The following is a 24,730-nucleotide window of genomic DNA, read 5'->3' on the forward strand; positions in this document are numbered from 1 at the left end:
TTATATCTTTAAATTCTATTTAATTTAATTTCCATCTTATTTCATCCAAGAGTACTTCACCCGTTTCGCTTACTCCTTCCGCTTTGATGATGTTTTCTCCTTTTGTAAGCTGTATATTGTAAAGCCAATGGTGTTCATTTACTCCTTCTAATTTCTTTTCCACTAATGCTCCATTTACATAAAGTTTAACTGCATCAAGATTGGTAAAAACCTGCACTACTGTACTTGAAGCTGTACGTTTGTTATCTCTTCTATTAGCCAGATAGATCATGGGCGCTGGGTTCCAATTGGCCTTATACCAATAGAAACTATCCTTCTTCCTTTTCCTGTCAAAGGTGATCAAGCCTTTAAGATTTCTCGCATTGACTCCTCCACGATTCCACATCGGTACCGCAAACTCAAACATGTTCCATAAATAAGAGGCCGTAATATAAGGGTGATCTTCTATGATAGCCCATTGCTGGATATGCGTTTCTGTCTGGTAATTTTCCGGAAAGAACTTCCCACTAACAGGGTTTCTGTTCTCAGGTAACATTTCAGCTCCCTGATCCATATTACCATCCGCCCCATATTCAGTTAGCATCACAATATGATCGGGATATTTATTTTCCAATCCACTTACCCATTGCTCCAGGTCACCTATCTCTCCCTCATACCAACCATAATAACGGTTCATACCTTGCACATCCCCGGCAAGATTGGCTGGCCGATCCATTTCCCCATAACCACTTACCGCTCCTGTAAGTCGATCGGGGTCATTGGTTTTGGCAATATCATTCAGCTCTCTTGATAAAACTGCTACATGCTCATCAGGTGTCTTTGAATATACCTCATTATGAATGCCCCATATATATATTGAGGGATGATTGAAGTTTTGTCGGATCAGTTCGGTCATTTGCTGTTTGGCATTCTCAGTCTCTTCACCTGAACTTCTATTGATAAAGGGAATTTCAGCCCAAATCAAAAAACCCAGGCTATCTGCCAAAGCATACATATCTTCTGCCTGCTGATAATGGGCCAGTCTGATGGTCGTGGCACCAATTTCCTTGATCAGCATCATATCTTCCAAATGTTGGGCATGGGTCAAAGCATTTCCAAAAGCCCAACGATCCTGATGACGTGTCACTCCATACATCGGATAGGGTCGATCATTCAAAAAAAACCCTTCTCCTGCTTTCACTTCCACTTTTCTTAGACCTAAAGGCTGGGTCACGTCATCTAGAACTTTACCATTATCAACCAAAGAAACGGTTACGGAATAGAGATAGGGATCTTTTACCCCTTGCCAAAGATGCGGTCTTTTGAGGACAAGCTCCTGCTCTTTCAATGTCTCCCCTTGAGGGCTAATTGGCACCTTTTCTGAGGCCTTCTTTATTGACTTTCCTTCTGCGTCCTTAATTTCTGTCACCAACTCCATTGACCTTATCTCTTTGCCTTGGTTTTCCAATTTAGCTTTGATCTTGACATGGGCTTGCTTGGCGGAGACATTGTTTTGAGTAATGTAAATACCTTGTGAAGCGTGGTCAGTAACTTTTATATTCACTTTATCTGTGACAATCAGAGAAACAGGTCTATAAATCCCTCCATATAATGGAAACAAAAAATGATTAATCGGAATGACATCTGGCCTGGCCACATTATTTGCTTTGACCAAAATGCTATTTTCTTCACCATAATTGACTGAATGGGTCAGCTCCAATGCAAAAGCAGAAAAGCTGCCCTTGTGCTCTCCCAAAAATCGACCATTGACATAAACCTCTGCCACTGAGCCTACCCCTTCAAACCGAATAAACAAGCGCCTATTGCGTAAAGAATCGGCTACAAAAAAATCTTTTTTATAAAAACCATCACCAGTATAAAAGTCCTTGCCCAATTGCATATCCTCTCTATTATAGGTATGAGGAACAGTGACTTTTTCCCATTTTTCGTCCAAAAAGCCTATATCTTTCTGATAATCATTCGCCCCCTTTTTGAATCGCCATCCTTCATTAAAAGAGATCTCATTTCTACCTTGTGCATACCCTTGATTGGCAAAACAGCATAGTAGAGTTGCTATAAGAAGCCAATTATATCCAAGTACTCTAATGCTGCTTATTAACAAAACTGAAGGAATGAATTTCACACAATGAATTAACGCTGCTGGCAACCTAAGTAGTAAATTTGAATTATTTTTCACAATACACACTAATATTCAATGGATTAGACATTTATAACTAGCCATATAATTTCAAGGGAGGGAGCAAAAAGTCCCCTCTCTTGAAATTACCATTCAAAAATTCAGTAATTGGCTCAGTGAAGAAATCTTAGTTAGACTCCCAGCCTGGGTTTTGGTCCAAATTGGGGTTCAACACCAAATCTTCAATTGGAATGGGGAACAAATATTGCTTTTCCTCATCAAAAGCCCTTCCATTTGGAAGTGTCTCAAAATAAGGTAGGATATACCCTTCTTCGCTCAAGAAAACATCTTTACCAATTTCCACTCCCGGGAATTGTTCTTGGACAAACTTGATTCCTTCTACTGGTATCTCCAAAAATCGTCCTGCTTTCCAACGCATCAAATCATCCCATCTAAAGCTCTCAAATGCCAGTTCCACACGGCGTTCTCTTCGAATTTCTCGCAATACTGGCTCAGGCATGTAGCTACAATAAGTGGCATAATTTGACTCCATTATAGGATCTGCCGAAATAGCTCCCATGACCAATGGTGGCATATTTACCCGTGCCCTGATCAAGTTTATGGTTTCATCCAATACTGTCTGGTTGAGTTCACCAAGTTCATATTTGGCTTCAGCATAGTTCAATAACGTTTCTGCGTATCTAAAAACAATGGCTGCTTGCATTCCATTGGTTACTCTATCCCAGTCAGCTGGGTCGTTTAAGAACCATTTTGCTACCCGGTAACCTGTTGGGCATTTATTTCCGCTAAGTCCAGGAATATTAGGAAGTGGGGCATTATTGGCTCCTTGAACGCCGGCCTGTAAATTATAAGTACCGAAGTTGGCAATCGTTTGGCTCAAGCGAGGATCTCGGTTTTGCATTTCGGTTTGAATGGAACTTTTACCCAAAAACAAATCACTTTCAGAAATGGGCTGACCATCAACACAAAGGTACTCGTCCACCAAAGATCTGGTTGCGCCATGCTGATGGCGCAAATTCTGGGCATAATATCTGCTAAAAGCCACCCCAAGATTGAGATCTGCGGCGTATTCCTTCCATAGTATCACCTCTGGATTCCCATCATAGCTATAGGTAGCAAAAAAATCATTATAATCATTATCAATATCACCCGTACTATAAAGACTATAACGTCCATCCATTAACTGTTCAGATGCCGCCGCTGCTTCTTTTAGGAATTCCGTTCCATCAAGCCCTAACTCAGAATGGTACTTTCTATAAGTTCCCTCATAAAGACATATTCTACTCTTAAGGTGTAATGCCATGTCCTTATTCAAACGATCTGTTTTTTCAGCACCTTTTTCTGGCAAATAACTGATCGCTTTATCGAGGATATAGATCACTGAATCCATTACCTCTTCCCTAGGAGTTCTTGGTGCCAGTAACTCTGGTGAGTTAGTTTGAACGACGTGTGTCAACCAAGGCACATCTCCAAATGTTTTGACTTTTTTGAAATAGTCCCATGCTTTAAAGAAATAGATCTCACCAGCATAGACATTGCGAACCTCAGTAGCTACATCCCCTCTCTGGTAATTATCCAAGAAATAATTCAAATCTCTGATATTACTCCAGTTCCATCCGCCACTACCACTACCACCAGAAATATGGCCGTTATATTGATCAGCGGCAACCTTAGAATAGGTCTGAGGAGCGCCGTTATCGGAAATGACATCTCCATAAGCAATCGCTTCATTGTAACCATAAGGAGAAACGGTACTGGTACCCCAGCCAGACCCAAAACCTGTAATATAGGTTGAATAAAAACTATTGCAATACAATTCTAAATCCTGTTCGGTTTTCCAGAAGTTTTCATCACTAATTTGATCTAAAGGGTATCTTTCCATAAACTCATCGTTACAACCGGAAAGAAGTCCTATAAGACAAGCTATTGTTATATATATTTTTTTCATGATAGATCTTTTGAAGATTAAAATGTGATTTGTAATCCTGCAGCTATAGAACGAAGCATAGGATAAGCCCCGCTCAATGCCTCTGGATCAAATGTATCAGGCACGCTGGTTGCTTCCCAAATGTTATAAGCAGAAGTATAAACCCTTACTTTGTCCAAACTGATTTGATCCGTCAGGTTTGTAGGCAAGGTATACCCTAGTGTTAAATTCTTTAGCCTGATGTAAGAAGCGTCTTGTAAATACCTCGTTTGGGTTTGTCTGTTGGAACTGCTTGAACGATATGCTGGAAAGTATGCATCTGTTCTTTCCGGTGCCCATGAGTCATTGTAAACCTCATATGTTCCGGTTCCTCCTGCGATACCTCCCCAAAAAAGATTATTCCCGATCCAAACATCCCTTTTACCAACACCTTGGAAGAATATATTCAGGTCAAAGCCCTTCCAAAAAGCGTTCATATTCAACCCAAACTGGTAACTAGGTGTACTATTACCAATAATCTTTCGATCTCCTGAATCATCTAATGTACTTGCACCAGGACCTACTTCTCCATCCTGGTTGAGATCGGTGTATTGAACATCACCGGGATACCATAAACCAGAATTGATAAGTTCTTGACTGGGGGCATTATCAATTTGTTCTTGCGTCTGAAATAAACCTACCGTCTGATATCCCCAAATTTCCCCCATGGACTGGCCTACATAAAGTCCACTTAAAAGATTATTGGGATTTCCATCAAACTTCGTTATTTCACTGGAATAATCTGAAAGATTTAAAGCTATATCATAGCGTATTCCATTCTGAAGTTGGTCTCTCCACTTGGCCGTCACTTCCCAGCCAGTCGTCTTCATTTCTCCGGAATTTTTGGTCGGCGCACTCGTTCCCAGTACCGCCGGAAACTTATCTCCATCTACCAAGATATCTGATGTAGTTCTTTGATACCAATCAAAAGAGACATCCAGCTTATTAAACATGGATACATCGAACCCAAAATCTATAGTAGTGGCGGTTTCCCAAGTCAAATCTGCATCCACTAAACCAGGAGGAGTAATCCCCACCGGACGATTTCCATCAAAAAGATAACTCACTTCAGCCGTGGTGCCATAAGAAGGGATATAGATGTAATTACTTACATTTTGATTTCCAAGACTACCATAAGAAGCCCTTAGTTTTAACTCATTGACCGCAGGTTTGATGGCAGAAGCCCAATCCTCTTCCGAAATCCTCCATGCTCCTGAAAGAGAAGGAAAAAACCTAAACCGACTGTCAGTTGGAAAACGTGAGGTTCCATCATACCGACCATTTGATTCCAAAAGATATCGGTTATCATAATTATAAGTAAATCTGTAGAAAGCTCCTCTGATTGCCCAGTCAGACTCACTATCATAAGCGTATTCATTGCCCAATGTTTGGCTTATTACTGGAACATTTGGCGTCAGCAATTGTTCTCCCCTACCTCCCAAATATTCATATTTGTAAGATTCCTGATTAAACCCTCCAAGGATATAAAATTCATGTCTATCCACGGCCAAAGAATAATCTGAAAACACATTGATCGTAAATTGATCAGAGTGCTGATTCCATCTCTGAACAGAGCTGGGGTTGGTATGCACTGTGGTAGGGGCATCCCATCTATTTTCAATTCTTTCTAATTCCGGAATAATTTGCTTTCTCCGGAAGTTGTATGATTTATAAGAAATATTGGCTTTTAAATCCCATCCTTTCAGCAAGTGTACTGTTGGTGCAATCCCCAATAGTATATGCTCTTTGGTTTCGTCATTTCTGGATCCGTAGTCCATAAATGATAGGATATTATCCGTGTACATCTCTCCTACTGGAGACGATGCCGGAGTCAACATGGGCATATTTACATTCCTTCCAGGCTCTTGAGACATGGCCGTCCACCATCCACCTTTTCCGGCAGGACTGACCGGCTCTGTATAATTTGATTGGCTATATGATGACCTAAAGTCTACAGAGAACCAATCTGAAACCTCATTGGTCACATTTAGCATCATGTTATAACGTTTGAATTGATCGGTATTGATCTTATAGAGACCTTCTTGCCCTTGATACCCCAAGGAAGCATAATAAGAGCTTTTCTTAGTTCCTCCAGACAGATTAAGGTTATGCTTTTGCATTGGTGTGTAATCTTTAAGGGCTTGCTCATAAGGGCGGGTGTTGCCAACCCATATGATATTGTCACCTGCATCCATGTAGTAAGGCAGCTCAGTATCAGGATTAGCCATGTACCTTTCAATATTTTCCAACTTCTCATACATATCAGAAGAAGGCGTTTGGTTCTGGAGCTCCACTGATTTAATGGCCGCTTCCTGAATGGTTCTGGCATCTAATAAATCAGGCACAGCTGAAGGCTTGTTCCATTGGAATGCATTGCTGTAGGTAATTTTGGTTCCCTCTGTTTTTGCACCTTTCTTAGTCGTCACGAGCATTACCCCATAAGCAGCTCGTGCCCCGTAAATCGCTGCTGACGCTGCATCCTTCAAAACTGATACACTTTCAATATCCTCAGGATTGAGCTGATTGATGTCCATTTCTACCCCATCCACCAATATAAGTGGGCTTCCTGTTTGAAAAGAGCCACCTGAAAATGAAGTTCCCCCACGAACATTAAAGGAGGGTACGGTATTAGGGCTACCATTTGAAATCCCTACATTTAAATTTGCAATAGTTCCTTGGAGGGCTTGCCCTATATTGGCCACTGGACGATTTTCAAGCATTTCAGAAGTTACCTGGCTCACAGCTCCCGTGAGATTTACTTTCTTTTGGGTACCGTATCCAACTACCACCACTTCATCCAGTGCTTGGGTGTCCTCTTCAAGTTTTACATCAATTATAGTTTGATCGCCTACAGTCACTTCGGTTGTTTTATAACCAATGGAACTTATGACTAAAACGGCACTTCCATCCGGCACTTCAATGGTAAACTTTCCATCAATATCTGTCACTGTTCCCGTATTTCCTCCCTTCACACGAACTGTCACCCCTGGTATGCCCTGAGGCTCGTTGGTAGAGGTAATCTGTCCCTTGACTGTTTGGGCTATTTTAATCAATTCATGATTTTCATTAACCGCTCTATTATTGACATTGATGACATAATTAATCTGACGGAATTTTAAATCTGCTTCCTTTGATATCTCCCGTAAAACATCCGTCAGGGAACCATTCTCTTTATCAAGGTTAAGTTTTTTGGTGATGTCAATCACTTTTTCATCATAGAAAAAATGAAAGTCAGTTTTTGATTCGATTTCCTCAAAGACATCCTTCAAGGCACTGTTCTGCTTATGAAGAGAGATAAATACCTCATCCATATCCAATCCTCCCTGGGCTCTGGCTGCAGCATTTACCATATGGCTCCCCCCTGTGATCGTAATCAACAGAAGTATAAGCACACTTCTACAAAAAAGGCTCTTGCCCTTTGGTACATTTTGTTTCATAGTGTAAGTGGTTTATGATTATTTATTGATTGTTTTTTATTCTAATAGTCACCTTATTTCCATTAATTTGATAGTCGATGTTTCTGGCATACCTCACTCCCTCTAGCACATTTACCAGATTCTCATTCTTAAATATGCCATTGATTTTCCACGAATCTTTAACCTTTCCTTCCACTTCAATTTCAACATCAAACCACCTCTCTAGTCTTTTGATCAATGTTTCCATGGTGGCCCTTTTAAACACCAACTTACCTTCTTGCCATCCTAGCATTTCCTCAAAATCAAATTGACTTATTACCGCAGTCTCGAAGTCTTTCGATACCGTGATCATTTCTCCAGGTTTCAAGTATTGAGGAATGGTTGGCTGACCAGCTAAGGCCGGATATACCGAAACCAAACCCCGCTGAAGCGCTATACTTACTGGTTCTCCTGAATAGGCCTGTACATTGAAAGCGGTGCCATGGACCTCCGTAACCACCTCTCCGGACCTTACCAAAAATTTTCTATTGGCATCATGTGTCACATCAAAAAAGGCCTCTCCCTCCAAAAACACCTCGCGTGAATTGGCATTAAATTCCTCTGGAAAACTGATTTGACTTGCGGCATTTAAAATCACCTTTGTTTTATCAGGGAGAAAAAAAATACTTTTTTGTCCCTTAGGATTGCTCTTCGTTCTAAAAGCAACTGTTTGGACTTCTCCGGGATAATTTTTAACCGGAAACTCAGAAAATAGATAGGTCGCCATCAAAATAACCACCACACAAGCAGCTGCTAAGCGAAAGAGTGTTGGCAGAAGTTTTAAAACCAAAGTCTTTTTACTTTCTCCTTCTACATAATGTTGGCTTTTCCTTTCCCGAAGTATTAAATCCAACAATTCCTCCTTACGCTCCCCTATTCGCTGATCTCCTTGGAAGTTGATGCGCAATATAATTGCCTGTGCTTTTTTAAACTCCTCATGGCTTTCTGGATGGTTCTTCAACCATCTTTGCCAAAAAATATCACTTTCTTCAGTTGGTTTTTTTACCCAACTCACAAAGTATTTATTAGATAAGAAATAATCGATATTGTAATTACTGTCTTTCAATGTTACTTGTCCTTTACTCCATAGACAAGCCTATCACCAAAATGACATCACGTGAAAGTGAAAAAATAAAAATAAATTAACATTCTAATAAAAGTGAGGTTTAAATCAACCTAGAAGAAGGTCTATAAAGGCCAGCACAAAACTACCATTACAAAAACCTTTTGTAGGCTTTTTATTATCCTGTACACCATATTCCTTGCTGACTTTACATGATCATAGCCCATCATATTTTGTACCTCCTCATAACTCATCCCCTTATAAAAAAAATAGTAAACCACTTCTCGCTGTTTCTCATTAAGCCCTCTTAAGGCTTGATCAAGTCGGCTTAACTTATCTTTCTGAGATTGATTGATGATCAATAGAGATTCATGAGGAGGAATCACTTCAAAAGGGTATTGGGACAAATCATCAGAAAACATAGGTTTCTTTTTCTTGAGCACATTGAGAATCCTTCTTTTTAATGCCTGAAATAAATACAACCTTATAGCATGTTTGATATCGGGTAATTGTCCCCTTTTTCCCCTTAAGCTAACGAACATATCCTGAATACAATCTTCGACAATTGGCAATTGCGCATATTGGACCCCAAAATGACACAAATCTTCAAAATAGGTGTTATAGATATAGACGAATGCGCTCTCATCCCCATCTTTAAACTTCTGCCAGATCAGGATATCCTCCGCACCATTCAAGCCCTTCGCTACATTTGAGCGAGCCTCGAATCTGGCTAGGTGATTTTCATAAGTTTGCGAACTTCCCTTTGACATTGATTTCGTTTTAGATGTATCTACTGGATATTTAAGTCACAAAAGACAAAGAGCATTAATAAATCATCATTACTGCAAAGTTTCCAATGATCTTGAAATATATAAAACGAAAACAAAAAGAAGCAAAACGAAATCAATATAAGGTAATATTTTCGTGTCATTCGTTAAAATAGTATTCATATAACCCACAGTCTTTCGAATCCTATACATTTGTCCTAAAAAATACCCCATCTGATTGATCCCCTTACCTTTTAGATTGAAGTCTCATAATATTTGCCAACATTCCATCATTATTGGCAATCCTAAAAATGGCTGGTCTTACTTCACTGCACTCACTTTGTAAATTGCCTCAAACAAAACCACATCAAAAATGAAAAACCTTAAACGCTTACTATTCGCATTTGTACTATTTGCTCCTTTCTTCTCCCAAGCTCAAGTATCAGAGGATGATGAACTCCAACTGATTCAGGCCGAATTTGGCATGGATAAAAAGAAACTGATCGATGCCTACATGGATCTTCCTGAATCTGTTTCTCCATCTTTCTGGACTGTTTATCAAGCCTATGAAGAGAACAGAAAGGCTATCGCACGCGAACGTATTTTGCTGATGGAAGAGTACCTGGAAAAATACGAATCCCTCGATGAAGAAACCGCTGATGATCTGGCCAAAAGAACCCTTCAAAACACCCTTAAAAGAGATAAGCTTCATGCCAGCTATTACAAGAAATTCAAAAAAGCCACCTCCGCCATTGATGCCGCAAAATTCTTACAATTAGACGACTACATCCATTCCACCATTAGGAGTGCCATGCAAGAGGAATTACCCTTCATCGGTGAAATCAAATAGTCCCATTGCCTCAAAATAGTTTTTCCATTCAGTCGCTCTTTTAAGTTATTGAAATTTGAAACGCTCGATTTTTCTTCTGTTTATCCTATTCCTTCTAAGCTCTAGGCTATTTGGGCAGGAGAACATGAAGCCTTACTTTAAGGACTCACTAGATGGCCAATTTGATCTAAGTGATTGGGTCATCAACGCTCACGGCTTTGTTCCCTTTCCAAGTTTGATCACAGAACCAGCTGTGGGCGGTTTTGGTGGCTTATTGGGCTTGGCCTTCTTGACTCCTGTAGCGGGAGCTCCGCCTAACATCACCGCGGGCTTTGGGGGATACACCGCCAACAACAGCTGGATTCTGGGAGGAATACAAACCAAGAATATTACCAACAAAGGACTAAAGCTCAGGTATGGCCTTTTCTATTACCATATCAATATTTCATTATACAGGGAAGTCCCATTGATTGGAGAAAAAGAGTTTGCTTTCACTTTTAAATCCCTGCCCGTATTTATTGAAGCCACTAAAAAAATAGGAGATAGTGATTTTTCAGTAGGCTTAAATTACCGATTTAGCAGTGTAAAAGTCAATCCCCATTTTGAGTCGATACCAGAGTCCATCCAACCTGAAGATTTTAAAGGCAATATCTCAAAACTCTCTCCGGTCCTAATTTATGACACCAGAGACAATGTGTTTTCTCCAAATAAAGGCACCATGTCCAGGGTGATGTTTTCTGTATCCAATGAATTTATCTTTAGCGACTTTAACTATACGGAGCTGGAGGCAGGCCTCTACAAATACCTCCCCATCAATCCAAAATGGGTCATGGGCATCCGGGCAGAGTACCAACAGGTTTTTAACGATCCGCCTTTCTATGAGTTGCCAAGCGTAAATTTAAGGGGAGTGCCAGCAGCCAGGTACCAGAACAATCAAATCACAACTACTGAAATGGAAAACAGGTTTGACCTGAATCAAAGGTGGAGTATCATGGCCTTTGGAGGACTAGCAAAAGCGTTTGATGGATTTCAAGAATTTGGAGATGAAAAATTGGTGTACAATGTGGGAACAGGATTTCGATATCTCTTGGCAAGAAAGTTTGGCTTAAGAATGGGAGTTGATGTAGCCAAAGGTCCAGACAGTTGGGGATATTATATCGTTTTTGGAAGTAATTGGCTAAGGTGATTTGAAAATATTGTTTCCTGCCTTTATTCCAATAACCTAAAACCCTTTGCTCAAGTGGCATGATGTACGAAGTCCGAGGATCTAAGTAATTGATCTCTTAATCAAAATGATCATTTTGGTGCATTGTCCCATCTTTCCGTTTTAATATGCGGAAATAGATTTTGGTTATTATAAATGCAAAGAGGTTGATGAAAACATCAACCTCCTTTATTTCAACCATGCTCGAGTTATTGCTCTTTAATTTCTTTTAATGGCCTTTTTGGTTTCCACGAAATCCTCTCCTATAATCATCAGGTAATACATCCCATTTTTGAATCCACTGAGATTTAATTCATAAATATTGGTATTTAGACCAGTTTCCTCCAACATCACTTCTCCTCTATGGTCGCGGATAACCAGGGAATGGAAAGGCAATTCAGTTTTGACAGTGGCCATACCTACTAAAGGATTAGGATAGAGCAACACTTTGTTATTAGGTAAATCTTTTCCCACCAAACCTTTGGGACTTTTTGCAGTCAACTCCTCACTTGGAGTGGCTACTTCGCTCTCTTCTTCTGAAACAAATGGAATCAGTTGAGGTCTAAACTCTGCCGTTTCATGTTCCCTTGGCGTAAACCTTACGTCTATGTTCCCTCCAAAAGCTGTTGAGGTGACTTTTACTGAAAGCCAATTACCTAAAGAAACTTCCTGCAATAAAGAGTCACTGATAGTCAGGTAAACATAGTTTCCTCCTCCAATACCAGAAACCTCCCCAAGCAATACATTTCCACTAGGCTTTGTGGCATAAGTAAGGCTAGTTTCTGTCCAAGTAGTATCACTTACCGCATGAAACGCCCAATTGGTATTGGTCACATCCGTATTGGCACTTTGCACATACATCCTCAATTGAACACTATCCAGCATGCTTGGCAATTCACTTAAGTCAAACTTCAGGTATGCCTCCCTTTCATAAGCCCCATTGGCTTGTTTTACATACAGGTTTTCAGTAGGATAATTGGTGTTTTCATAAGTACCCCCTCTTACAAATGCATCTGCTATAGCCTCTACACCTAAAGGAAGTATTACTTCTGGCTCTTCTGGTTCTTCTTCTGGTTCAGTACCATAAGGAATCAGTTGTGGTCTAAAATCCGGATTTGCATCCTCTCTAGGTGAAAACCTACCGTCCGTTTGCCCACCTAACACGGTTGAAGTCATTTTTAGAGATAACCACTGACCCACAGCGATTTCTTGCAACAATGAATCTGTAATGGTTAAATGGATATAACTTCCAGTGGTAGCGCCTTGGATCTCCCCAATTTTGACACCAGATTCTGGCTTGGTCGCGTACGTTATACCTGTTTCAGTCCAGGTTGTATCCAGCACCGAAAAGACTTCCCAAATTGTAGAGGTTACTTCTGTTCCCCCTGTGGTGACATACATCCTCAGCTGTACACTGTCCAATGCGCTAGGCAACTCACTTAAATCAAACTTCAAATAAGATTCTCTATCATATGCTCCATTACCGTGCTTTACGTATAAGTCCTGTGTTGGATAATTATTGTTCTCATATTCACCACCCCGTACAAAAGCATCTGCAACCGCTTCAACTCCGGCAGGGATGACTACTTCTTCCGCTTCCTTAATGATCAGTTGAGGTTTTTTGTAAACATCGGTTTCTTCTCTTGAAGCAAACTGCCCATCAGTTTCTCCCCCTAGCACTGTAGAGATTATTTTGAGAGAAAAAGTACTATTCCCTGCTGACTTAGCAGCCATAACCGCACTTGAAGCATCTAGCTGAACATAGCTGCCCGCTGGCATTCCCTGAACTTCTCCGATCTTTGTAATTCCTGCTGGTTTGTTCAAATAGGTGATGCCTGTTTCTGACCAAGTACTGTCTTCCACCGTATAAAACTCCCAATTGGTATCCGTCACTGTGGTATTGGCAAATTTCACATACAATCTCACCCAAACACTGTCTGTATTGCTTGGAAGATCACTGATATCAAACTTAATATAGGATTCCCTGTCATAGGCATTATTTCCTTTTTTTACTACTAGGGTTCCCGTGGGGAAATTATCCGATTCATATGAACCTCCTCTCACATAAGCATCCGCTATCGCGATTGAGCCAAGGGGAATTTCTATCTCTTCATAATCGGGTGAATTATTATCAATGGTTCCTGACACGGTACTTCCCGCCATTAAGCCTGAAGGAAATTCCAGGTCCAACATTTTCATGCCATCAAATCCATCTGCCTCCAGACCAATACGGGCAGATATGCCAGCACTTTGGGTTGGTTCAGCAGCAAACACCTCAACCTCCCCAGAAGACACTCCTTTAAGCTGCAAAACCAAAGGTTTGTCCACCTTCACTTTTACACCTTCAGCTTCAAAAATCCCTGCTTTGTAAAAGGCCAACTGCCAGATATCCAAAGCAGCATGTTTTACCACCTGAACAGAGTCGGTATTGGCCAAAACGACGATATTGCTATCATCATAGCTGGACATCGCAGCAGCACTGTTCATTCCTGGTACTACTATATATTCATAATGGTCATTCGATGGAGACAGGCCATGATCGATCCATAACTTAAACACATCTTTGCTGATCGGGTCATTACTAGAATAATAACTATGGTTGATATCATAGGAATTACCTGTCTGGACATCATTACTTAAGCGGATATTTCCACCTTGAGGAAACAGGTATGCTACAGAATCATGCCATACCCAGTCCAAACCGCTACTATAATTGTGAAGTCCTTCAGATAAAGTTTGTATTGATCCTGATTCAGAAACCACCACATCTCCATCCAATAAGGATTGGTTCATAGTCGTGTTGATCTTTTGACTTGCTGAAGAGCTAATCCCTGCTCCCAGACACACGATCTCATCATCAAAGAAAAACCATGCCTTTTTGGCTTGGGTATTATAATCATCCATGGCAAAGACATTGGCGCCATACTTTCCGTCAGAAACTCCACCCACAAAGGCCGACTTACCTGGATTGGTGCCCCAAGATGACCTAGTGGGATAATTGGTTATTTCCGGAACTGTTGTACCTGGCACTTTATTCCATTCCCAAGCTGGAAAAATATTGTAATACTCATCACCGTTCACCGCAATGTAGGTAGCTCCTTCCGTTAAATAGGTACCTTTCAAATTCTCTCCATTCCCCATCTCAGATTTCATTGTTCGAGTCGAAACAGTCCTGAGACCAAACATATAACCAGGTCGGTGATGGACGGCATAGTCTGTATTCCAATAGTTAAAATGTTCAGCTTGAACCCCAAAAGACGGATCTTCACTTCCATTCATTCGACTAATCACGGTATCGTAAAAAGAGGTATAGGCAGGTAGGTCGAAAAGCTTCACCTTGCTTACCTGAGAGGTATTGGCCCTTCCTGTATTAGGTCTAGAAACCCCTCTACCAAAAACATTAAAGTCCACATATTTGCCCCTTGAGGTTTTAATAAAACCATTTCTTACAAAATTCGAGAAAATGGCTATTTTTTCCGGAGCGATCTGATATTGGGTCCCCGCCACATAAATGGCTATATTTCTGATTCCCTGAATAAACTCAAGACCATATCCATATATGTAAAGTTGCTGACCGTGTGCCGCATAAGACCCGTCTGCCTGAATTCCTTCACCATTAGCTATCACTATTGATTCCCCAATAAAGTCAATGGCATTTTGTAGTAAAGTTTGATTCTCTGTCAAACATCCTCGAATGATATAGTGCTGGCCTACATCAGTACGGTTGGATCCATTCTTTGATGGAGCATTATAAAGTGAAACTCCTTTGGTCATAAGATTTATCAAGTCATTTTCCAAAGATTGAGAAATTCCTTCAGGGGATTTTCTAAAGCATACCAACATCCTTCCCACAGCATTGGGTATAGTAATTGTTCTGTAGAACCAATTGGTACTACTGGGCTGGGGACTAAGGTTCAACCAGTATTCCGAAGCTTTAATGATACGGGACTTAAGCAGAGTATCACCATAATAGGCACTGCCTTCACGAGAATAAGCCTTGGCCATCTCGCTCAATCTATTAAAATGATAAACAGGTTCCCAGGCCGTTTGACTGTTCGAAGAATAATCAATGTTCGACCAGTACCCAGCTGTATCCAGGGTATTTAACAAATTTCCCACGTTGGCGTCTAGGGAAGAAGTGGATGTACCAGCTTGAAAATCATCAAAGACCTGATCAATGATTAAATCAAAATCAGTTTGCTGGCGGCCAAAGGACATGGTCGTCCAGCAGATTAGCGAAATCGCTAAAAGGTAAAATTTAGATTTCATAGTATATTGTTTAAGGTTAGTCCACTGTTGAAAATTCAAAAGCCTCACACAAAAGGCCTAAAGGCCTATTTAGATCCCAAAAAAAAGACCCTGAGGTCTCTTTTTTCTAAGGTAATCCCAAGAAAGGCAATATTTGAGTCCTAGCAATCATCACGAATAATTACCATAACTATCTGAGCAATATAGTAATTATAATAACCAACAGCTCTCATTTAATCAAAAAATTAGAGCAATTTGATGGTATTTTATAAAATAATACATTTTATAAAATTGCTAAATCGATATTTTAAATATTTTCAATAATATCGAGAAATGGTGAGTCGGAGACTCAGTTCTAGTAGTCCCGCAGTGCAACTGACGGGCCAACGGGAGATGGTTTTTGGTTGCAAATTCTGAGAAATATGCTCTAAGGTCTACTTTAACCCAGCTTTACCCCAACTTTACCCCAGCTTTACCCCAGCTTTGATATAGCTTTACCCTAGCTTTGCTACTACTTTATCGGGAGTAGGAAGGATCCTAGTGAGTGGATATTTCCAAGTCAACAATTCTGACGGGAAAACGGATGCTCAATATCTGTAAGGCGAATCTACCTATGTATTTTAGGAATTCTTAAGGGATATAGATAAGATATTGTTGGACATCTGATTCCTCGCTATGATACCAGAAACCATAAATCCTTTGCTCAAGTGGTCTAAAGACCAAAGCAGTTGATACTTTTATCAAAAAATCCTATTCACTTCGCTTTTAATCTTTACTGGTAAAATTGAGGATATACATATAAAACCAACAAAATAAGGGATCAAACAATCCGTCTTGGGACCAATATATTGTTTACCCCAAAATGATCTACTCAAGTTTTCACAAAAAAATCCCCGAGACATAAATCTCGGGGATTTTTACCTTACAAACCCTAATTAAAACCCATTAAATGATTGTAAAATTTTAACCCTACAATAATTTAGATGATGGCAAGTAAGTTAAAAATAAGGGCATATGCACTATATTATTCAACCAATATCCATACTATTTTTGCATTTCATCCTTATCTTCAAGCTTTTTGACTCAAACGATATCCAAATTTCTTCCGTAATCTAAAATCGTAATTTATTTCCGAGCTTAAGGAGGCAAATTAAGTATGGGAAGTTTAATATTTTAAAGGAATAGTTATCACAAAAGAGTCATTTCCTTGCTTGGCTGCCAAGCCCAACATGATTACTTTTCCATTTTCTTCATAGACAAAAGGGCGTTCAAGGCGATCAGGCTTAAGGATTGATCCGTCTTCCATTTTGATCTCTTTTGGCATTACCTGATATTCAGAAGCTTTCTTCCATTTCACCCCATCCACTGAACTCACCAGGCCAATAAATCCTTCAGGAGTATGAAATATTCCGTAATACCTACTCCTGCTTTCATCAAACCAAAGTGACATATCCTCGGTATCAATATAATCAATTACTGGGTCAGGTTGAATCTCGTATGGACCATCAGGGTGATCGCTAATGGCCATCGCTTGATTTCGAATAAACCTGGTTTCATTGGGTTTGTCCCCTTTGACAATCATATAATAGCGATCATCCTTACCTTGATCAACAGCCGGGTTGACGGTTAAAGTAGTGATTGGGCCTGATGGCTCTATCAATGGCTGGTTTTGTCTGATCCATGGTCCGTTCAAGGATGTAGCCACAGCAACCCCGGTTCGTTGGTTTGATCTGGCAGCTTTCCTGCCCGGATGACTCATGCGAGAATGGCTGATCTCTCTTAAATCATCTTCTGTATAATCCTCATTTTCTCCCAAATTGGTCGAAATATAGTATAAGTAAAACTTTCCTTCGAAACACTTAATTTTCGGGTTATGAGCAGTGATGGCATCCCAATAACCTTTCCCCCTACCTTCTAGCACTGTTTCTTTATATTCCCAAGGACCAGTAGGCTGGTCGGACACTGCATGGGCTATTTCTGAATAAACCATCCAACCGGAAAATTGGGTTGACTTTGGCCATCTGGAATAAAAGAGATGGTATTTGCCATCTTCTCCTTTCACCACTGATCCGCCCCAATTATAGTATCCTTCTGTCTTGAAAATATTTTCTTGTCTAGCAGGCTGAATGTACTTTGATAAACTCAGCGAGTCTTGACCTTTACTTGTGGAAACACACAGTGTTAAAAGGGTTACGCTCAATAGTGTAATCTTTAGTTCTTTATTGATCAAATCTATCTAATTTTTAGTTGTTACTACTTCTTAAACTAGTTGTATATTTTGAAAAATTATTGTTTTTAAATATTGGCAATTGAAAATGATTTTTCTAGCAATTAAGTCTGTTTCCTAGGCTTTACTCTTCATTTCTTTTCCTTAGATGAAAAGAAACGAAGCAAAGAAAAATCAAGACACAGCTAAAGCTTCTTCCCACAAGGCCACCCCCGCCCCGCAGCTGTGTCGACCTCCCCGCAATAATAACCTTTCAAAGTTATAAAGTCTTTAACTTACAAGTACAAGGAGGGGGATAATTAACAAGTACAGATGTCAATAATATCACTCAGGCTTTATTGCACCAATAAAATTGATCCCGTTTATTTCTTGTCCTAGAAAATCGGTCTTCATTTGCAAGCCTCTAACCAAACCAAAAGGATCTCCTTCTATTCTTTTTACTTCAATCCCTTGCTTTACCAAATTCGTGTTGGAAGGGATATAATCTGATGGTTTTTCTCCTCCTGCATTGGCAAATTGGGGATTTCCATAAATCGGAGATTGGTCGTAAATCATGGCTTCTTTTGGCCAATTGTTCTTGTCATAGAAGAGATTGTTTTCAAAAGTCACATTTTCCAAGCTTACATTACCCTTCCCATCATCAGGGTTGTACTGATCTCCCAATACATATTTGCTTTCCCCTTCGATACAGAAGATATTATTGGCGATCAAAATCCCACTGGAGTTATTCTCAATGGCTATTTTGGCCGTATGGTCTTTACTTACATAGATGGTGTTATTGTAGAAATAGGAATTAATAGGCCCCTTTCTGGCTTTCTCACCCTGATAGCCGCTTAGCCAAAATATTTTCCCTTCCTGAAAAGCTCCAGCCACACCTTTGTCTCTGTGTCCATCATTGACACTGATATTAAAGCGGTAGGAACAATTAAAATTATTTCCTAAAATCTCACAAAAACCTCCAGCATTAAAAGCACTGAAGTTGTATTGCATGACCACATTGTCACAATTGAAGTCTATATGCGCCCCAGCAGAATCTGCGGGCCCATTGGCATGCATAAACTGATTGTGCTCGATCATCACCTGTGAAGATCCCCAAGTCCAAAGTCCGCTACCTCGCCCCCACTTTCTGCTATCATCTGGACTTCCTGAGTATTGCACAATATTGTTCAATACATGAACAAAGCGCACCCCGGACATTTGAATCCCGGGCCCTCCCGGTCGGCTCACCTCATTATTGCTGATTTTGACTTGCTGGATATTGTGATTTTTTCCGGTTAGTTTGATGCCTGTGTGCGCTACATTTTCAACCTTACAGTTACTGATCTTCACCTCCTGAATCATCAGATCTGGGTTACTATTGATGACCCTGATCCCCCAGCCATATGCTTGGGTACCATTTGCTGTTTTTATTTCATTCTCTCCGCGACTAATTCCTGGATTAGCAAAAAATACATCATGGATAAAAACGTTATCAATTTCGATACCCTGTACTTTTTCAGCTTCTTGGTTTGTCACCAAAATCCCACAGCGCATTTTTGCATTTTGCTCAATACCTTCATCAAAACCATCTGCTTGGATTTCCAAACCTTTAATGCTTATCCAAGAGCAGTCCTTCAGTAATATTCCTGCATCTTGGCTTTTCGCATTGATCACGGCCTTATCACTCTTTGACCCCTCCCAAGGGAAGGAATGAAAAACGATTGGAGATTGCTTTGTACCTTTTACACCTTTTAAGCTAATGGCGCCTTGAAATACTTCACCAGCGGCCAATAAAACCCTGTCGCCAGCTTCTAATCTCAAGCTATTGATCTTGTCCAAACTTTGGAGTGCAGTGGATTGGCTGGAACCGGAATTGGTATCCTTTCCCTTAGTAGGATGGACATAATAATCCTTGGCATGCCCTCCCCAGCTCATGATCATGCACAACACATGTAATACACTTATTTTAAATAACTTTCCTGTCATTTGAATAATTTTAGAGTTAACGCCATTCCACTCGCTTTAGTCAATCCACCAAAGTTGCTTCCACTTCTTCTCCCCATCATTTTCCTGAGCAATTCCTGGTGTACTTCTACCCTCCAAAACATATTTTGTCAAAAGTTCCTGAAGCTCCTGTACTTTTTCTGGATGTTCCGCCTCAAGGTTCTTGGTTTCGGAAGGGTCTTCTTTCATATTATACAGCTGAACTGGTGGTAAAGAATCCATTTCTGCAACTTCTTGAGGAGTTGGGTAACTCCATCCTCCTGATCCTCCACACATAATCAATTTCCATTCTCCTTTTCGAATCGCAAAGGAGCCATTCACTGAGTGATGGACGGTTGCTTCACGAAACTCTTCTTTTAAAGTCTCACCTTGTAGCAGAGGCAGGATATTATAGCTGTCCTCGCCCTCATTGTCCTTCAATTCATAACCAACCAAGGCTGCACAGGTGGCCAATAAATCAGTGGTACAGATGGTCTGTTCGCTGACACTTCCAGCTTTGACCGTCTTAGGCCACTTGACTATAAACGGCACACGGTGGCCTCCTTCGTAGATATCTGCCTTATGACCGCGGTAAATCCCGCTTGGATGATGCCCTGCTTCTATCAGTTCATCAATTTTAGAAGCTGGGGCACAGCCATTATCCGTCACAAATATGATCATGGTATCATCTTCTATTCCCGATTCATTTACCGCGGAAATCAACTGTCCCATATAATCATCAATCATCATCACAAAGTCACCATAAGGATTCAACCCACTTTTGCCTTGCCATTTTTCCGATGGAAGAATTGGAGAGTGTGGGGAAGGGAGTGCCAAATAAAGAAAAAAGGGCTGATCTGTCTTTGCTCTTTCCTTCACATAGGCAATCGATCTTCTAAAGAAATTTGGCGTTACATCTTCATGCTCAAAATCAGGAGCTGTCATACCCTTTCTCCACCAACCATATTTGTCTTTGCTTTCTGTCGAGTCGGTGGGAATTGCTGTCACCTTTCCATTTTCCACATACACATAAGGTGGAATATCCAATGAAGCCACATGTCCATAAGCATAGTCAAAACCATTGTCATTTGGGTTATGGGTTACTTCTTTGGTAAAGTCTATATTTCCTTCCTCATCATGCCCCCAGTTCCAACCCAAATGCCACTTCCCTAAATAAGCAGTATGGTAGCCATGGTCCTTCAGCAGAGAGGGTACTGTAGTTCTTGAAGTGTCTATCAATCCTTTGTCATCACTCCACAAGACTCCTTCTTTTAATCTAGAGCGCCAGTTATAACGTCCAGTTAAAATGCTGTACCGTGTGGGCGTACAAACAGCAGATGATGTATGGGCATCTGTAAAACGCATCCCATCTGCAGCCATTTGATCAAGGTTTGGCGTGGCTATTTTCCCTTCGGGGTAAAATGCTTGGATATCACCAATGCCCATGTCATCGGCCAACACATATATGATATTCGGGCGTCTGGGTTCTTCTTGCTGCCTTTTTTCAGCACATGAAAATTGAAGTAAACAAGAGCTAATTAAAGCTGCTTTTAAAAGATCTAGGGATATAAATTTCATAGGTAATTATTCAGATTCTTGCATCCACCACAGTTGTTCCCAAACTTCCTCCCCATCATTGGATTGAGGTTGGCCAGGCGTACTTCTTCCAGACTCAATGTATTTTGTCAAAAGCGCTCGAAGTTCACCAACCTTTTCCGGAAACTCTGCCTGAAGGTTCTTTTCTTCTTTCGGGTCATCTTTCAGATTGAACAGCTGCACTTTCGGTAAGCTGTCCTGCTGGGCCACTTGAGCCGGTGTCGGAAAACTCCAACCACCGGAACCTGCCGTCATGGCCAGCTTCCATTCTCCTTTCCTAATGGCAAAGCTTCCGTTAATGGAATGATGGACTGTTGCCTCTCGGAAATCCCCTTCCAAGGTTTCACCATGAAACAATGGCAGCATGCTGTAACTGTCTTCTCCTTCATTGTCTTTTAGCTTATACCCTATCAGGTCAGCACACGTGGCCATCAAGTCTGTCGTACAAATGGTTTGATCACTAACAGAGGAAGCTTTGATTGTTTTGGGCCACTTTACGATGAAAGGAACGCGATGTCCCCCTTCAAAAATGTCCGCTTTATGTCCTCTGTAAATGCCATTTGGATAATGTCCTTTTGCTGTTAACTCTTCAATTCTTGCAGCGGGAGAACAGCCATTGTCACTGGTAAAAACAATCATGGTATTTTCTTCAATGCCCGCTTCTTTTACTGCAGCCATTAATTGTCCCATATAATCATCGATCATCATGACAAAATCCCCATAAGGGTTTAAGCCACTTTTGCCTTGGTACTCCTGTGAAGGTAAAATAGGGGTATGCGGAGAAGGCAATGGCAAGTAAAGGAAAAATGGCTTTCCAGCATGTGCTCTTTCTTTGACATATTGGATGCCTCTCCTGAAAAAATTAGGCGTAACATCCTCATGCTTAAAATCAGGCCCTGTCATTCCTTTTCTCCACCAACCATACTTATCCTTACTTTGGGTAGAATCTGTCGGAACTGCTGTCACTTTTCCATTTTCCACATAAACATACGGTGGGATATCCAAAGATGCCACATGACCGTAAGCATAGTCAAAGCCATTGTCGTTTGGGGTATGGGTCACCGGCAAGCTGAAGTCCACTTTTCCAGCAGTGTCTTTCCCCCAGTTCCAGCTAAGGTGCCACTTGCCTATAAATGCAGTATGATAACCATGCGCACTGAGCATGGAAGCCACCGTTGCTCTGGTTGTATCAATCAAAGGTTTACTATACCCACCCAACACTCCTTTTTTCAAGGTTGATCGCCAATTGTATCTACCTGTCAAAATACCGTACCGAGTGGGGGTACACACAGCAGAAGAAGTATGTGCATCTGTAAAACGCATTCCTTCCTTTGCCAATTGGTCAAGATGAGGAGTTGGGATCTTACTATCAGGGTTATTGGCTCCCAAATCTCCAAAGCCCATATCATCTGCCAAAATATAAATGATGTTCGGAGGAGTAACCTCTACTTTCTCACTTTCTGTCGATTGATTTTTACAGCTTGTAGCAATAAAAACCAAGACTATCATAAAAAACCTACACTTTAATATATCCATTTTTTTAGGTTGATTATTTTAAGAAGTTAGCGCAATTTACCTAAAACCTCTACCTTTTGTTCCATCAATAATTACTTGATTGCATACTTTTTTATCATCTACCAACAAAAAGACCTGGAAAAACCAGGTCTTTTTATATCATTTATTAATTATCTCATTTAGCTCCTTTTTCATTTCCTCCATTACCTCAGGAAACTCTTCAGAAACCTCATTGTTTTCAGCTGGATCAATTTTTACATCAAACAGCTGATCCTCTTTGGAGAATCCAGTTTCAATGATTGGTCCCCAAGGCACCATGTCTGGGCCATTGTTGGCTGGGATATATTTGTACCCATCTCTTCTCACATAAGCCAGGTTGCTGAACAAGGCTTCCTGTACTAGGCCATATCTGCCTTCTTTATCCTTTCCAACCAAACTTTCCCATGCATTTTCTGTGTCTGCTGCCTGACTGGTATCGTATACCACATCCAAATAGGCTGCCATAGACCCTAATAAATCTACTTGACTGAATAAAGCATTTGAAATAGTTCCTGGCTGAATTTCTGCAGGCCATTTCACAATAAAAGGAACACGAGTTCCTGCCTCAAATGCACTATACTTACCACCCCGCAGCTCACCACCTGGCTGATGGTCCCCCACCAGCTCTCTGGCCTGATCTACATAACCATCGTCCAATACAGGACCATTATCACTAGAGAAAATAATCATGGTGTTTTTATCCATCCCTTCTGCTTTCAATAATTTCACCAATTCTCCGATTGTCCAATCCAACTGAACAATTACATCGCCTCGCGGACCAAACTCAGTCGCTCCTTGAAAGCGTTCATTGGCAATTCGTGGCACATGAATATCATGAGTGGCAAAATACATAAAAAACGGCTTATCAGAATCCTGCTTGATAAAAGCACTGGCCTTATCCACAAAAGTTTGTGCAAAATCCTCATCTCTCCATAGCGCAGATTCTCCTCCCGACATATAACCAATACGGCTCACTCCATTGACAATGGTATGGTTATGGCCATGAGACCACATCATCTTCAGCAATTCAGGATGATCTTTTCCTGTAGGCCTGTCTCCCACTTTCTTGCGGTAACTCACTTCAATAGGATCCTTAGGATCGAGATTAACCACATGGTGATCTTCGACAAATACCGTAGGCACCCGATCTCCAGTCGCCGGAATGATAAAGGAATAGTCAAATCCAATCTCCAGAGGACCAGGGCTCAACGTTCCATTCCAGTCAGGACCATCTTCTCCTCCTAGCCCCAAATGCCATTTTCCAATAGCCGCTGTTCTATATCCACCTTTTTGCATCACCAAAGGCAATGTCTCTACACCCGGTTTAATTAAAGCTGAAGCATCTCCAGGTGCTACGCCACGCCCCTTTGCTCTCCAGGCATACTCCCCGGTAAGCAAGGAATACCTGGACGGAGTACAAGTAGCTGCCGACGCATAGGCATTCGTAAACAGCAAGCCCTGTTCTGCTAATTTATCAATATTGGGAGTAGGTATTTTTCCTCCATAAGTAGCGATATCCCCATACCCTACATCATCGGTATAAATCAAAAGTACATTGGGTTTTCCTTTTTGAGCCTTTCCTGTTTTTTTGGCTACTTGTTTTTGGCTACAAGAAAAACCCAAAAAAAGGATAAGTAGCCCTATTACATACATTCTTTTCATCTCTTCGAATTACAATGTTTAAATTGCTAAAATAGTGCAGGCGTACTATTTTGTTATTAC

Annotated in this window: 13 protein-coding genes; 2 read left to right on the forward strand and 11 right to left on the reverse strand. The window is 40.8% G+C overall.

Annotated elements, in window-relative coordinates:
- Positions 1 to 19: 19 nt before the first annotated feature.
- The 5 genes from IFO69_RS03275 to IFO69_RS03295 form a co-directional block, all read right to left on the reverse strand.
- Positions 20 to 2,122: a glycoside hydrolase family 2 protein gene (locus IFO69_RS03275; protein ID WP_317173413.1), complete on the reverse strand. Its 2,103-nt coding sequence runs from the start codon at positions 2,120 to 2,122 to the stop codon at positions 20 to 22.
- A 181-nt stretch (positions 2,123 to 2,303) separates the two neighbouring features.
- A complete protein-coding gene (locus IFO69_RS03280) occupies positions 2,304 to 4,085 on the reverse strand; it encodes a RagB/SusD family nutrient uptake outer membrane protein (protein WP_192008237.1) in 1,782 nt (593 codons plus the stop codon).
- 17 nt (positions 4,086 to 4,102) lie between these two features.
- Positions 4,103 to 7,540 (reverse strand): SusC/RagA family TonB-linked outer membrane protein, encoded by a 3,438-nt coding sequence (locus IFO69_RS03285; RefSeq protein WP_192008239.1) that lies wholly within the window; start codon positions 7,538 to 7,540, stop codon positions 4,103 to 4,105.
- A 22-nt stretch (positions 7,541 to 7,562) separates the two neighbouring features.
- Positions 7,563 to 8,573 (reverse strand): FecR family protein, encoded by a 1,011-nt coding sequence (locus tag IFO69_RS03290; protein ID WP_192008241.1) that lies wholly within the window; start codon positions 8,571 to 8,573, stop codon positions 7,563 to 7,565.
- Positions 8,574 to 8,746: 173 nt separating this feature from the next.
- The gene (locus IFO69_RS03295; protein ID WP_192008242.1) at positions 8,747 to 9,391 is read right to left on the reverse strand and encodes an RNA polymerase sigma factor; all 645 of its coding nucleotides are present in this window, start codon (positions 9,389 to 9,391) and stop codon (positions 8,747 to 8,749) included.
- Between the two features lie 370 nt (positions 9,392 to 9,761).
- Between IFO69_RS03295 and IFO69_RS03300 the strand changes: the two genes are divergently transcribed.
- Positions 9,762 to 10,238, forward strand: coding sequence for a hypothetical protein (locus IFO69_RS03300; RefSeq protein ID WP_192008243.1), 477 nt, complete (start codon positions 9,762 to 9,764; stop codon positions 10,236 to 10,238).
- Positions 10,239 to 10,362: 124 nt separating this feature from the next.
- Positions 10,363 to 11,403 carry a BamA/TamA family outer membrane protein gene (locus IFO69_RS03305; protein ID WP_192008248.1) on the forward strand — a complete coding sequence of 347 codons (1,041 nt, stop codon included), beginning with the start codon at positions 10,363 to 10,365 and terminating at the stop codon, positions 11,401 to 11,403.
- A gap of 237 nt (positions 11,404 to 11,640) precedes the next feature.
- On the opposite strand, the gene IFO69_RS03310 is transcribed toward IFO69_RS03305, so the two are convergent.
- The 6 genes from IFO69_RS03310 to IFO69_RS03335 all read right to left on the reverse strand — a co-directional run bounded on the left by IFO69_RS03310 (position 11,641) and on the right by IFO69_RS03335 (position 24,670).
- Entirely contained in the window at positions 11,641 to 15,690 is a 4,050-nt protein-coding gene (locus IFO69_RS03310) for a CBM96 family carbohydrate-binding protein (protein WP_192008252.1), read from the reverse strand.
- Positions 15,691 to 16,834: 1,144 nt separating this feature from the next.
- On the reverse strand, positions 16,835 to 17,899 hold the full coding sequence (locus tag IFO69_RS03315) for a glycoside hydrolase family protein (RefSeq protein ID WP_225443962.1): 1,065 nt from the start codon (positions 17,897 to 17,899) through the stop codon (positions 16,835 to 16,837).
- A 321-nt stretch (positions 17,900 to 18,220) separates the two neighbouring features.
- Complete coding sequence (locus tag IFO69_RS03320) at positions 18,221 to 19,861, reverse strand: right-handed parallel beta-helix repeat-containing protein (protein WP_192008254.1); 1,641 nt, start codon at positions 19,859 to 19,861, stop codon at positions 18,221 to 18,223.
- A 36-nt stretch (positions 19,862 to 19,897) separates the two neighbouring features.
- A complete protein-coding gene (locus IFO69_RS03325; RefSeq protein WP_192008255.1) occupies positions 19,898 to 21,436 on the reverse strand; it encodes a sulfatase family protein in 1,539 nt (512 codons plus the stop codon).
- Between the two features lie 6 nt (positions 21,437 to 21,442).
- Positions 21,443 to 22,990 (reverse strand): sulfatase family protein, encoded by a 1,548-nt coding sequence (locus IFO69_RS03330; RefSeq protein WP_225443963.1) that lies wholly within the window; start codon positions 22,988 to 22,990, stop codon positions 21,443 to 21,445.
- Between the two features lie 138 nt (positions 22,991 to 23,128).
- A complete protein-coding gene (locus IFO69_RS03335; protein ID WP_192008256.1) occupies positions 23,129 to 24,670 on the reverse strand; it encodes a sulfatase family protein in 1,542 nt (513 codons plus the stop codon).
- Positions 24,671 to 24,730 lie beyond the last annotated feature (60 nt).

Source organism: Echinicola arenosa, assembly GCF_014841125.1.
In the GTDB taxonomy this organism is placed as follows: domain Bacteria; phylum Bacteroidota; class Bacteroidia; order Cytophagales; family Cyclobacteriaceae; genus Echinicola; species Echinicola arenosa.

Excerpts from the sequence above, each read along its gene's own strand:
- IFO69_RS03280 (WP_192008237.1), bottom strand. The coding sequence starts at position 4,085 with ATGAAAAAAATATATATAACAATAGCTTGTCTTATAGGACTTCTTTCC.
- IFO69_RS03285 (WP_192008239.1), bottom strand. The coding sequence starts at position 7,540 with ATGAAACAAAATGTACCAAAGGGCAAGAGCCTTTTTTGTAGAAGTGTG.
- IFO69_RS03295 (WP_192008242.1), bottom strand. The coding sequence starts at position 9,391 with ATGTCAAAGGGAAGTTCGCAAACTTATGAAAATCACCTAGCCAGATTC.
- IFO69_RS03300 (WP_192008243.1), top strand. The coding sequence starts at position 9,762 with ATGAAAAACCTTAAACGCTTACTATTCGCATTTGTACTATTTGCTCCT.
- IFO69_RS03305 (WP_192008248.1), top strand. The coding sequence starts at position 10,363 with ATGAAGCCTTACTTTAAGGACTCACTAGATGGCCAATTTGATCTAAGT.
- IFO69_RS03310 (WP_192008252.1), bottom strand. The coding sequence starts at position 15,690 with ATGAAATCTAAATTTTACCTTTTAGCGATTTCGCTAATCTGCTGGACG.
- IFO69_RS03320 (WP_192008254.1), bottom strand. The coding sequence starts at position 19,861 with ATGACAGGAAAGTTATTTAAAATAAGTGTATTACATGTGTTGTGCATG.
- IFO69_RS03325 (WP_192008255.1), bottom strand. The coding sequence starts at position 21,436 with ATGAAATTTATATCCCTAGATCTTTTAAAAGCAGCTTTAATTAGCTCT.
- IFO69_RS03330 (WP_225443963.1), bottom strand. The coding sequence starts at position 22,990 with ATGGATATATTAAAGTGTAGGTTTTTTATGATAGTCTTGGTTTTTATT.
- IFO69_RS03335 (WP_192008256.1), bottom strand. The coding sequence starts at position 24,670 with ATGAAAAGAATGTATGTAATAGGGCTACTTATCCTTTTTTTGGGTTTT.